General features: G+C 65.3%; 11 protein-coding genes. 5 read left to right on the top strand and 6 right to left on the bottom strand.

What is annotated here, in order from left to right:
* The 5 genes from AC56LR_RS13575 to AC56LR_RS13595 form a co-directional block, all read right to left on the bottom strand.
* Positions 1–855, bottom strand: an 855-nt coding sequence (locus AC56LR_RS13575; protein WP_497131092.1) for an IS4 family transposase, incomplete at its 3' end; no start/stop codon positions are given.
* 198 nt (positions 856–1053) lie between these two features.
* Complete coding sequence (locus AC56LR_RS13580; protein ID WP_497131094.1) at positions 1054–2199, bottom strand: FAD-dependent monooxygenase; 1146 nt, start codon at positions 2197–2199, stop codon at positions 1054–1056.
* A complete protein-coding gene (gene pepP, locus AC56LR_RS13585) occupies positions 2196–3533 on the bottom strand; it encodes a Xaa-Pro aminopeptidase (RefSeq protein ID WP_497131096.1) in 1338 nt (445 codons plus the stop codon). The genes AC56LR_RS13580 and pepP overlap by 4 nt, the downstream gene beginning before the upstream one ends.
* Positions 3530–4252 (bottom strand): N-acetylmuramate alpha-1-phosphate uridylyltransferase MurU, encoded by a 723-nt coding sequence (murU, locus tag AC56LR_RS13590; protein ID WP_497131098.1) that lies wholly within the window; start codon positions 4250–4252, stop codon positions 3530–3532. The genes pepP and murU overlap by 4 nt, the downstream gene beginning before the upstream one ends.
* A gap of 10 nt (positions 4253–4262) precedes the next feature.
* Positions 4263–5321 carry an aminoglycoside phosphotransferase family protein gene (locus AC56LR_RS13595; RefSeq protein ID WP_497131100.1) on the bottom strand — a complete coding sequence of 353 codons (1059 nt, stop codon included), beginning with the start codon at positions 5319–5321 and terminating at the stop codon, positions 4263–4265.
* Positions 5322–5417: 96 nt separating this feature from the next.
* Between AC56LR_RS13595 and AC56LR_RS13600 the strand changes: the two genes are divergently transcribed.
* From AC56LR_RS13600 to AC56LR_RS13620, 5 genes are all read left to right on the top strand, one after another.
* A complete protein-coding gene (locus AC56LR_RS13600) occupies positions 5418–7721 on the top strand; it encodes an LPS-assembly protein LptD (protein ID WP_497131101.1) in 2304 nt (767 codons plus the stop codon).
* Positions 7722–7798: 77 nt separating this feature from the next.
* Positions 7799–9205, top strand: coding sequence for a peptidylprolyl isomerase (locus tag AC56LR_RS13605; protein ID WP_497131102.1), 1407 nt, complete (start codon positions 7799–7801; stop codon positions 9203–9205).
* A gap of 4 nt (positions 9206–9209) precedes the next feature.
* On the top strand, positions 9210–10277 hold the full coding sequence (pdxA, locus tag AC56LR_RS13610) for a 4-hydroxythreonine-4-phosphate dehydrogenase PdxA (protein WP_497131103.1): 1068 nt from the start codon (positions 9210–9212) through the stop codon (positions 10275–10277).
* Between the two features lie 22 nt (positions 10278–10299).
* The gene (gene rsmA / locus AC56LR_RS13615) at positions 10300–11067 is read left to right on the top strand and encodes a 16S rRNA (adenine(1518)-N(6)/adenine(1519)-N(6))-dimethyltransferase RsmA (RefSeq protein WP_497131105.1); all 768 of its coding nucleotides are present in this window, start codon (positions 10300–10302) and stop codon (positions 11065–11067) included.
* 266 nt (positions 11068–11333) lie between these two features.
* Positions 11334–11507 carry a hypothetical protein gene (locus tag AC56LR_RS13620; RefSeq protein WP_497131106.1) on the top strand — a complete coding sequence of 58 codons (174 nt, stop codon included), beginning with the start codon at positions 11334–11336 and terminating at the stop codon, positions 11505–11507.
* A gap of 163 nt (positions 11508–11670) precedes the next feature.
* Here AC56LR_RS13620 and AC56LR_RS13625 read toward each other — a convergent pair whose 3' ends face one another.
* Positions 11671–12309, bottom strand: coding sequence for a hypothetical protein (locus AC56LR_RS13625; RefSeq protein WP_497131108.1), 639 nt, complete (start codon positions 12307–12309; stop codon positions 11671–11673).
* Positions 12310–12317 lie beyond the last annotated feature (8 nt).

A 12317-nucleotide genomic window follows, 5' to 3' on the forward strand; every position in this document is an offset into this window, starting at 1 on the left:
CTTGCCTTGCGGGCCGTCGACGCGCACTGCGCGCACTCGCCAATGCGCTGGCAATTGCGCGTCTTTTTTCCGTGCTGGGAGCGACACCTTCATTTCGACAATGGCATCCTGCTCATTTCCTTCGACGATCGTCCAACGTGTGTTGCTCTTGGCCGGTACAAGGAAATGCCGTTCAGTTCCTGATCTGTTCAGCTTGCTGAGTATTTCTGCAGCGAGAAACGCTCGGTCGAATACGGTAAGGGAGTGATCCGGCACATCTTCGAGCAAGTCCAGAGCGTAGCCAATCTCGGCCTGGTGATAGGTGCCAAAGCGTGCGGCGAGCATGAGCTGGGTATCGAGTACGCACAGCGTCACCATGCGGGCATGCGGGTAGCTGGCCACGGCACCGGCGGCGAAACTGGGTGAACCAAAATGCTCTCGATTCTCGGTGCTGTGGGCCAACTTGAGCGTCGTTCCATCGACCGCCAACAGGCGTAGCCCGTTGAGCTGATGGCGATCCGCGTCTTGCTTTTGCCAATGCTTGGCGGACGTCGAGAACAGCCATTTCAATGGAGACTCGCCCAGTCGCTGACGGGCTTGGGTCGCTGCACTATCGGTAACGCAGGTGTCGTTCAGATCCGGCAGCGCCAGATCCAGTTCGGCCAGCACTTGCCGCACCGATCGGTGGCGGTACAGTGCCAACGCGATGACCAGCCAGACTACCTGCTGGGCTGGCAAGCGTCGGCGCCGAACGCTTGCCCTGCCGGTATAGCTGAGCGTCTCTTCAATCCACTCCGTTGGCAAATGCTCCCCCAAACGTTGCCAGTCAGGCGCTGGCAAGTCTGCGGTAGTCAGGGGAAGAGTGTCGGCAAGCATTGGCCGCAGGTTAACAGAGTCGCCATGCGTTTACAACAGCCTGGACGTCAGCGGCATCTTAACTTAACGGCATTAGGGTCAGAGTCGAATTATTGAGCTCGGTCTTCGGATCAATTGCCGAGTACTAATGTAAATAGCCTTGGCTCAGGTGACCGAAGGATCTTGGCAAATAATTCTACTCTGACCCTAATTACGGGCTTAGCGGCGGCCGAACATCATCAGGTCGGCGAGCAGGAGGCGGGCGGGTTGGATGGTGTCGAGGGCGGCGAGGGAGAGGCCGAGCAGGGGTTGCAGCGGGCCGGTGCCGGTGAAGGCGCGGGCCATGGTGTCGGTCAGGGCGATGGTCAGGCGGCGGTCCTGGTGGCGCTGGTCCATGAAGGCGGCGATGGCATCGGGACCAGGCGCGCGGGCGAGCTGGCGGGCCAGGACTGCGGCGTCGCGCAGGCCGAGGTTCAGGCCCTGGCCGGCGACCGGATGCAGGGTCTGGGCGGCGTTGCCGATGGCGACCGTGCGTGCGGTGGCGCGGGCTTCGGCGTTCAGGCCGAGGGGGAAGACGACGCGCGCAGAACTTGCGGTGAAGCGGCCGAGGCGGCCCCCGAAAGCCTCGCCGAGCTGGGCGAGGAAGCCTGCATCGTCGAGCAGCTGGATGTCCGTTGCGCGCTCGGGGCGCATGCACCACACCAGCGCGTAGCCGTGGCCGTCGCCGCCATCCTGCGGCAGCAGGGCCAGCGGGCCTTCGTCGGTGAAGCGCTCGAAGGCGCGGTGCGCGATCGGGTCGCTCACGCTGACGCGCGCGATCAGGGCAGTCTGTTGGTAGTCGCGCTGTTGCGCTCGGCCGTCCTGCTGGCCGAACACGCCGCCTTCGGCCTGCACCGCCACCTGGGCGGCCACCGAACGGCCATCGTCCAGGCGCAGCAGCACGCCGCCGGCTTCCTCAATGAGCGCTTCCACGCGCGCCGGGCGCAGCGTCATGACCCTGGCGCGCTCGCAGGCGCGCGCCAGCGCATCGACCACATCGCCGTAACGCGCCACATAGCCCAGCGCGGGCAGCTTGTGCTCCGCGCGGTCCATCAGGCTGCGGCCCAGCTGGCCGCGGCGCGAGACGTGGATCTCGTGGATCGGCGTGGCCGGCAGCGGCCAGGCGCGCACTTCGTCGAGCAGTTGCACGCTGCCCCAGGACAGCGCGATCGAACGCGGATCCGTGATTGCCTGGCCCAGCGACTTGCCGTCGATGAGGGCAATGCGTTCGCCCGCCACGCCGCGCTGCACCAGGAAGGCCGCCAGCGCCAGGCCCACCGGTCCGGCGCCGCAAATCGCTACGTCAAGCTCGATCCGTTCGTTCATCCGTGCTCCCGCATCAGCGCTTCAATGTCGGCCACCGTTTTCGGCGCCGCGCCGGACAGCACGCGGCAGCCACCATCGGTGACGACCACGTCGTCCTCGATCCGGATGCCGATGTTCCAGAACTGCTCCGGCACGCCCTCGGCCGGACGCACATAGATGCCCGGTTCCACCGTCAGCGCCATCCCTGCGAGCAGAGGGCGCGACGGCCGCGCCGCCAGGGTCAGGTCGCGGTAGGGGCCGACGTCGTGCACGTCCATTCCCAGCCAGTGGCCGGTGCCGTGCATGTAGAACTGTTGATAGGCCTTGTCGGCAATCGCATCGTCGGCCGAGCCGTATTTCGTCTTGTCGAGAAGGCCAAGATCAAGCATGCCGGTCGTGAGCACCCGCACCGCTGCCTCATGCACGTCGCTGTACGGCCGGCCAGGGATGACGGCGGCGAGCGCCGCTTCCTGCGCCTGCAACACCAGCTGATACAAGGCCTTCTGCGGCGCGGTGAATTTCCCGTCCACCGGCCAGGTGCGCGTGATGTCCGACGCATAGCCATCGAACTCGCAGCCGGCATCGACCAGCAGCAGCTCGCCCTCGCGGCACTGGCGATTGTTCTGGTTGTAGTGCAGGACGCAGGCATTCGCGCCCGAGGCGACGATCGGCGTATAGGCCGGGAACTGTGCTCCATGACGGCGGAATTCGTGCAGCAGCTCGGCCTCGATTTCGTATTCGAACCGTCCAGCGCGGGTAAAGCGCATCGCCCGCGCATGGGCGCCGCCGGCAATGCTTGCTGCGCGCGCCATCAGGGCAATTTCGCCTTCGTCTTTCAGCAGGCGCATCTCGTCGAGCATGCCGAGCAAATGATGGGTAGTGGCGGGCGCCGTGATGCCGGTGCGGCCTTGGGCACGCACGGCCTTGAGCCAGCTGCTCACCTGGGCGTCGAGCGCCGCGCTGTGGCCCAGCGCGTAATAGAGCGCCGGCGCATTGGCCAGCAGTTTGCCCATCTGCGCATCGAGTTCGTCGACCGGGTACGCCTCGTCGAAGCCGAATTCGGTACGCGCGGCCTCGGGACCATAACGGTGGCCGTCCCAGATCTCGCGTTCCACATTCTTTTCGCGGCAGAACAGCACCGAGCGCGCAGGCAGCTCGCCGCTGGCCGCAACCAGCACCAGCACGCTCTCGGGTTCCGTAAAACCGGTCAGGTAATAGAAATAGCTGTCGTGCCGGTAGGGATAGTCGCTGTCGCCGTTGCGCACGACTTCCGGCGCGGTGGCCAGCACGGCGACCGCGCCCGGCTGCATGCGCTCGAGCAGGCGGCTGCGCCGTTGCTGATAGCTGGCCGTCATGAACCGGTTTTCACCGACCCCAGCGGCGCATTGAGTTCTTCCAGCTGGCCGGCGGTGCCGACATTGACCCACAGTCCGTTGTACAGCTCACCGCCGACGCGGCCCTGGTCGATGAACTTGCGCATCAGGGGACCGAACTTGACGAAGTCGCCCGCGGTGATCCCCTCGAACATCTCGGGACGGTAGACGCCGATGCCGGCGAAATTCCACTTTTCCGGCCCGTCGTTACGCAGGGTGTACATGTCGAGCGCGAAGTCGCCCTCCGGGTTGTGCCACGGATTGGGCGTGAGCCACAGCCACGCGATGTCACGCTGATCGACCGGGATCGGCACGCCCACCATGTCCTTGTCCTTCAACACGTCGAGGACCTGCGAGAAGTCGAAATAGGGCGCGTAGATGTCGCCCGACACGGCCAGGAAAGGCTCGTCGCCCAGCAGGTGCAGGGCATTGGCGATGCCGCCCGCGGTTTCCAGCGGGGCCGGTTCGTGCGAATACTGGATGCGCGCGCCGTACTTGCTGCCGTCGCCCAGCTCTTCCTCGATCATGTGGCCGAGGTGGGAGTGGTTGATGACGATGTCGGTGATCCCGGCGCGCACCAGATTGAGCACGTGGTAGGTGATCATCGGGCGCCCGCGCACTTTCAGCAGGGGCTTGGGGCATGCGTCCGTCAGCGGACGCATGCGCTCGCCGCGGCCGGCGGCGAAAATCATGGCTTTCATGGGCGTTCCGTCAGAAGGTGTAGCCGACCGTCGGCGCCTTGTCCTCGAGCGCGTCGAGCAGGCGGACCAGCGGTTTGAGTTCGGTGTAGCGGTTGGCGGTCTTGCGCACGTAATCCATCACGGTCGGCAGGTCGCCCATGTAGATCGGCTTGCTGTCGCGGTAGTTCAGGCGGCAGAAGATGCCGAGGATTTTCAGATGGCGCTGCAGGGCCATGAACTCGAAGTCGCGGTAGAAGGCGTCGATGTCCGGATTGACCGGCAGGCCCGCCTGCTTGGCGCTCTGCCAATAGCGCACCACCCAGTCCAGCACCATGTCTTCGTCCCACTGAATGTAGGCGTCGCGCAGGAGCGAAGCCAGGTCGTAGGTGACCGGGCCATACACGGCGTCCTGGAAATCGAGCACGCCCGGGTTGCCCTGCTCGAGCCACATCAGGTTACGCGAATGGAAATCGCGGTGCATGTAGACCTGCTGCTGCGCCAGCACGTTGGCGGTGATCGCCTCGAAGACCTTGTCGAGCTGCGCCTGCTGCTTCTCGTCGAGCTTCACGTTCAGGTGCCGTTCGATGTACCACTCCGGGAACAGGTTCATCTCGCGCAGCACGAAGGCGCGGTCGAATTCGGGCAGCTTGCCCGGCTGGCTGGCCAGCTGGAACTTGAGCAGGGCGTCGACGGCGCTTGAGTACATGAACGGCGCGTTGTCCAGGTTCAGGCGCTGCAGGTAGGTGGTCACGCCGAGGTCGGACAGCAGCAGGTAGCCGCTCTCGACCTTCTGGGCGACGATGGCCGGCACCGTGACGCCGGCTTCCATCAAGAGGTTCTGCACGTGCAGGAAGGCCGGCACGTTCTCGCGCTCGGGCGGTGCATCCATGGCAACCAGGGTCGCGCCCAGCTTGTCCTGCATGCTAGGTGCGACGTCGTAGCGGAAGTAGCGGCGGAAGCTGGCATCCGAAGACGCCGGGCGGCCGGTTCCGACTTCCACCAGGCCGGTCGAGGCCAGCCATTCGGTCAGCCCTTGCAGGCGCGCGTCTTTGTCGGCGGAAGTGGAGGAATTTTGATACAAAGAAGACATGAAGCGGCCTGGTGAATCCGGTTGGTTGAGGTAATTCCCATATAATAAGGGATTCATCTCAAAAATACCGCCCTTTATGGCGCACCACGATCTTCCATGAGCTGGTTTACGGCCCACCCATTCCCCCCACGGCAGGTACTCGCGCTGTATGCACTGGCTGCCGCAGCATCGGCTGCCGCAGCATCCGCACCCGTGCACGCGCAGACTGTACCGCCCGCACCACAGCCCGCCCCGCCGGCGGCCGCCGCTTCGGCCGCCAACGAACAGGACCTGCCGATCACGATCAGCGCCGAGGAAATCAACGGGCGGCCCGACCGCCAGCTGAACCTCGAACGCAATGTCGAACTGACACGCGGCCAGACCCGCCTGACGGCCGACACCGCGTGCTACCTGCGGGTCGAAGACGAGGTGACGGCGGCCGGCAACGTCAGCATGTGGCGCTTCGGCGACCGCTACAAGGGGGACGAGCTGCAGCTCAACCTCGAAACGGGGAAGGGTTATGTGCTGCGTCCCGAATACCGTTTGCAGCTCAATAACGCCCAGGGCCATGCCTCGCGCATCGACTTCCTCGGCGAAGACGTGGCGCTGGTGCGCGACGGCACCTACAGCACCTGCGAAGGCCCGGATCCCGACTGGTATCTGAAGTCGAGCACCCTGCGCCTGGACAGCGGGCGCGACGTCGGCCTGGCCGGCAAGACCGTCATCTATTTCAAGGACGTGCCGATCATCGGCACCCCGGCCCTGTCGTTCTCGCTGTCGGGCGCGCGCCGCTCCGGCTGGCTGGCCCCCACGGTGGGCTTCGGCTCCAAGGGCAAGGCCGAGATCATGGTGCCGTATTACTTCAACATCGCACCGAACCGCGACCTCACGGTCTATCCGCGCATGATGTTCGACCGCGGCCTGCAACTGGGCGCGACCGGCCGCTATCTGGGTGTGACCGAGCGCGGCGCCTACCAGGGCGAGACCCATGTCGAGGGCTTGCGCCACGACCGCGAGACCGGCGAAGACCGCTGGCGCGTCGATTCGATCCATACCCAAAGCCTGGCGCCCGGCTGGTCCTATGGCTGGAACCTGCATGGCGCGTCCGACGACGAATACCCGAGCGACTTCTCGCGCACCGTGGCGGTCAGCGCCGAGCGCCAGCTGCTGCGCGAAGTGCGCACCGACTACAGCGGCAAGTACTGGAGCCTGACCGCGCGCGCCCAGAACTACCAGGTGCTGCAAGACCCGGCCGCGGCCAAGGATCCGAGCCTGGCGGTCCCGCGCCCCTACGACCGCCTGCCGCAAGTTAACTTCCACGCCGGCCGCTACGACGTGGCGGGCTTCGACTGGGCGGTGGATGCCGAGGCGGTGAGCTTCTGGCACCCGGATTTCGTGCGCGGCAACCGCGCCGTGGTGGTGGGCCAGGTCAGCTATCCGTGGGTGCGTCCCGGCTACTTCATCACGCCGAAATTCATCGCCCACGCCAGCAAGTACGACCTCGATAGCGCCAACTACACCGGCGAGCGCAAGCTCTCGCGCTACCTGAATACCTTCTCGCTCGACAGCGGCATGGTGTTCGAGCGCGATACCACGCTGTTCGGCCGCGCCATCACGCAAACGCTCGAGCCGCGCCTGTTCTACGTGCGCACGCCCTACAAGAACCAGGACGCCTTCCCGCTGTTCGACACCGGCCGCGCCGGCTTCAACTACGCGCAGCTGTTCAGCGAAAACCGCTTCGTCGGGCCCGACCGCGTGTCCGACGCCAACCAGCTGACCGCGGCCCTGGTGTCGCGCTACATCGAGTCGGACGGCGCCGAACGCCTGCGCATGGCCTTCGGCCAGCGCATCTATTTCGAGGAGCCGCGCGTGCGCCTGCCGGGCGAACCGCTGCACCAGAGCCGCTCCGACGTGCTGCTGGCAGCCTCCGGCCGCATCTCGCAGACCTGGAGCTTCGATAGCGGCGTACAATATGACGCGACCGGCAGCAGCTTGTACAGCTCGAACCTGAGCATGCAGTGGCAGCCGGCCCGGATGAAGGTCCTCAATGCCGAGTACCGTTATCAGCGTGACAGCTTCCGCAACGTCGATTTTTCGGCGCAGTGGCCGATCACTTCGCGCTGGTACGGCGTCGGGCGCGTGAGCTATGCGCTGCGCTCGTACGGCGTGGGAGGCGCGTCGCCGGTCGGGAAGGGCAAGCTGCTCGAGAGCCTCATCGGTCTTGAGTACAAGGCCGATTGCTGGGTGTTCCGCATGGGAGCCCAGCGTTTCGTGACCGCGGCCCGGACCACCTCGACGCCGATCTTCTTCCAGCTCGAGCTCAATGGCCTGTCGCGCCTTGGCCTGGGCAACCCGCTCGAAACGTTCAACAAGAGCGTGCCGGGCTATACGCAGCTGAACACCAATGTGGGCCGTCCTTAAGGACGTCTTAACCGGCAACCGCTACACTGCCTGCCGGATTACCTGAATAATTATTCACCTGAATGAGTGCTTTCCAGATGACGCGTTCCACCCGTTTGCACATTTCCAAGCTTGCACGCAAGCCTGCAGCGAACCTTGCAGCAGTGCTGCTGTGCGCACTGACCGCCGGCCAGGTCCTGGCCCAGGCCGCGGCCCCGGCTGCCGCCGCCAAGCCAGGCAGCGGCTTCCTGCCGCCGGCGTCAAGCAGCACCAAGGTGATCGATTCGATCCACGTCGTCGTCAACGACGAGGTGATCACCAAGAACGAGGTGCGCAACCGCGCCGTCCAGACCGCGCAGAACCTGAAGGCGCGTAACGTGCAGCTGCCGGACCAGGCCACCCTGGAGCGCCAGGTGGTCGAGGCGATGATCGTCGAGCGCGCGCAGATCCAGCTGGCCAAGGAAATGGGCGTGCGCGTCGACGACCGCACCCTCGACGCCACCATCGGCCGCATCGCCGAGAACCAGAAAATGACGGTGCAGGAGATGCGCAACCAGATGGAGAAAGAGGGGCTGACCTACTCGCAGTTCCGCGACGACATCCGCAACGAAATCCTGATGCAGCGCCTGCGCGAGCACGAGGTCGACGCCAAGATCCAGGTCTCCGAAGCCGAGATCGACACCTACCTGGCCGCCTCGAAAGCTGCAGCAAGCGAGAAGGTCGAGATGAACCTGTCGCAGATCCTGGTCGGCGTGCCCGAAAACGCCTCGCCCGAGCAGATCGCGGCGCGCCGCGCACGCGCCGAGGAAGTCGCGCGCCAGCTGCGCACCGGCGCCGATTTCTCCAAGATGGCCGCCACCTATTCCGAAGCCTCCGACGCCCTCAAGGGCGGCGAAATCGGCTGGCGCGACCCGGACCGCCTGCCGCCGGTCTTCGCCACCGAACTGCGCAAGCTGCAGCCGGGCCAGGTCACCCCGATCATCAAGACCAATGTCGGCTTCCACATCCTGCGGATGGCGGAAAAGCGCAGCGTAGCCGGCGCCGGCGAAAAAGAAGTGGTGCAGCAGACCCGCGCCAGCCACATCCTGATCAAGCCGACGCCGACCATGACGGCGGCCGAGGTCAAGCGCAAGATGGCAGAGCTGCGCGAAAAGATCGCCAACAAGTCCGCTACCTTCGAAGAGCTGGCGCGCCAGAACAGCCAGGACACGTCCACCGCGCCGAAGGGCGGCGACCTGGGCTGGCTGATGCCGGGCGACGCCGGTCCCGAATTCGACGCCGCCCTGAGCGGCCTGAAGCCGGGCGAGGTCTCGGACGTCATCGAGTCGCCGTTCGGCTTCCACCTGATCCGCGTGGCCGAGCGCAAGAGCGAAGACGTGAGCGCGCAGAAGGAACGTGGCCAGGCTCGCCAGGTCCTGCGCGAGCGCAAGGTACAGGAAGCGATGGAAGACTGGATGCGCCAGGTGCGCGATCGCGCCTACGTCGAGTTCCGCGAGGAGCAGTAATCCCATGGCCATGCCGGAGCTGAGCCGGCCGACGCATCGCCCCATCCTGGCGATCACGGTCGGCGAGCCCGCCGGCATCGGCCCGGAGATCTCGATCCGCGCGGCCTGGGCGCTGCGCGAATCCGCCAACTGCGTGCTGGTCGGCGACGCCGCCTTCCTGGCGCTCACCGCCAGCCTGATCGATCCAGGCATCCGCCTCGCGGCCCTGTCGATCCAGGCGCTGCGCAACGGCGGCCTGCCGCAGTTCGGCAAGGAGCGCCTGGCCGTGATCGACGTGCCGCTCGCCGCCTACGTGGTGCCGGGCACGCTCGACCCCGAAAACGGGCGCGCCGTGCTGGCCACCCTGGACCTGGCGATCGAGGGCGCCCGGTGCGGCTGGTTCGAAGGCATCGTCACCGCTCCGCTCCAGAAAAGCACGATCAACGATGCCGGCGTGGCTTTCTCGGGCCACACCGAATACCTGGCCGAGAAAACGGGCACGCCCAAGGTCGTGATGATGCTGGCCGGACAGCCTGGCGAAGGCCAGCCGTACTTGCGGGTGGCGCTGGCCACCACCCACCTGCCGCTGAAGGATGTTCCCGCCGCGCTGACGCGCGAGAACCTGGCGCAGGTCATCGACATCATCGACCGCGACCTGAAAGCAAACTTCGGCATTGCCGCCCCGCGCATCCTGGTCACCGGCCTGAACCCGCACGCGGGCGAAAACGGCTACCTGGGGCGGGAAGAAGTCGAGGTCATCACGCCGGTGCTGGAGGCCGCGCGTGCGCGCGGCATCGATGCGCGCGGCCCTTACCCGGCCGATACGCTGTTCCAGCCGAAATACCTGAAGGATGCCGACTGCGTGCTGGCGATGTACCACGACCAGGGCCTGCCCGTGCTCAAGCACGCCACCTTCGGGCGCGGCATCAACGTCACCCTCGGCCTGCCGATCGTGCGCACCTCGGTCGACCATGGCACCGCGCTCGACCTGGCCGCGCAGGGTCTTGGCCTTGCCGACTGCGGCAGCATGATCGAAGCGATCCGCGCCGCCATGGGCATGGCCGACGCGCGCCGCCAGTCCCACAATCAGTAAACAAGCAAGCAAGAAAGCACACATGAAACACGTAGCACGCAAGCGCTTCGGCCAGAACTTCCTGACCGACAAGATGGTCCTGAGCGACATCATCGACACCATTGCGCCGCAGCGCGGCGAGACCATGGTCGAGATCGGCCCGGGCCTGGCCGCCATGACGGCGCTGCTGCTCAAGCAGCTCGACCAGATGCACGTCGTCGAGCTCGACCGCGACCTGGTGGCGCGCCTGGAAAAGGCCTACCCGCGCGAAAAGCTCACCGTGCACTCGGGCGACGCCCTGAAATTCGATTTCGGCTCGATTCCGGTGCCGGAAGGGCAGCGCCTGCGCATCGTCGGCAACCTGCCGTACAACATCTCGAGCCCGCTGCTGTTTCACCTGGCCGAGTTCGCGCCGCTGGTCGAAGACCAGCACTTCATGCTGCAAAAGGAAGTGGTCGAGCGCATGGTGGCCGAGCCGGGCACCAAGGCCTATGGCCGCCTGTCGGTGATGCTGCAGTGGCGCTACGACATGAGCCTGATGTTCATCGTGCCGCCGACCGCTTTCGATCCGCCGCCGCGCGTGGATTCGGCCATCGTGCGCATGATCCCCAAGCGCGAGATGCTGGCATGCGACGGCGCCACGCTCGAGAAAGTGGTGGCCAAGGCCTTCTCGCAGCGCCGCAAGGTGATCCGCAACTGCGTGGCGGGCATGTTCACCGAGGCCCAGTTGGTCGAGGCCGGCATCGATCCGGGCGCCCGGCCGGAAGGCGTCGGGCTGGAGCAGTACGTGGCGCTGGCGAATTTGCTGTAAACGGTAGGGTGGTCGGCTTCGCCGACCGCGCGTTCAACGAACGTTAAAGAACCACGGTGCGTCTTCATAAGCATGATTTGAACGCGCGGGCGGGAAGACCCGCCCACCCTACCGCATCGCACAATCCCCGAACATCGCGCATTTTCGCCCTTCAAGCGCGCATTCCTGCAGTCCGTCGCACCCCGCTGGAGCCAAACTCCCCCATTGGCTAAAGTGCTTCCATCGACAGCCGGAAACGGCCCGCCACCCACCGAAGGAGCACGACAATGAACACCCTCAAGCACATGGAAGCCATCTTCCTCGCCACCCTGGTCCTGGCCGGCGTCAGCGGCTACGCTACGGCAGCTACCACCCGCGCGGCCGAGGCGTACAACGCCCAGGTGTCGGTCGGCGCCTCCCAGGTGGCGGTGGTGAAGGTCAGCGCCAAGCGCGCAAGCTAAGGGCGCCTTGCCCGGAAAATGGGCGAAAAAAAAGCCCGCTGTGAGGCGGGCTGAAATCCAATTCTTTTAAGGAGAGTTGGAGGAGACAGGAGCAAGTATGCTGCATTACAGCATATCAGTCCAATTCTCCTTTCGAATACGAGACATACGTTTCGTGAATAGCTCAGGTGCGTACGCAGTTGACGTCGATATTGGTCACTGCGGCATCGCCCATCGTACCGGTCGGGTTCGACACGGTGCAGAAAGCGCCGACCGGCTGGGTCACGATGGTGACGCCATAGGTCACGCCAAATGGCACCGCGAACGGCATCATGTATTCGAACGGCGCACCGGTGGCATCGGGCGTCGGCACGATCGAGCCGCCGCTGCTGCCGTTGGTAAGCTGCAGGCCGGTGTTGGCCGCGGTCAGGCCGATGACCTTGCCGCCGATGTTATAGGCATTGATCGAGCACGTGAAGCGCGCGTTAATCTGGGTCAGCTCGCCGCCCGTGCCATAGACGCTGCGCGGGAATTGCGTGTTGACGCCACAGGTCTGGTGCGCCGGTTGGGTCTTGATCGAGATGTTGAACTCATCGCCATAGCCGAGCCGGTTCGGGAAGGTGAATTCCACCGGGTCGAGCGCTTTTGCCGGCGGCGCCACGGCCAGGTCGTTGCCATTGGTGGTCAGCACCAGGCCAGGATAGGACAGGCCTTCGACAACGCCCTTGATGGAATAATTGTTGTCGTCGCCACCGCCGCCGCAGGAGGCGAGGCCAAGTGCCAGTACCAGTGCGCCGGCCGGACGGATCAGGGAAAACTTCATTGGGTAAG

The sequence above is a fragment of the Telluria sp. ZT3P39 genome (assembly GCF_059685935.1).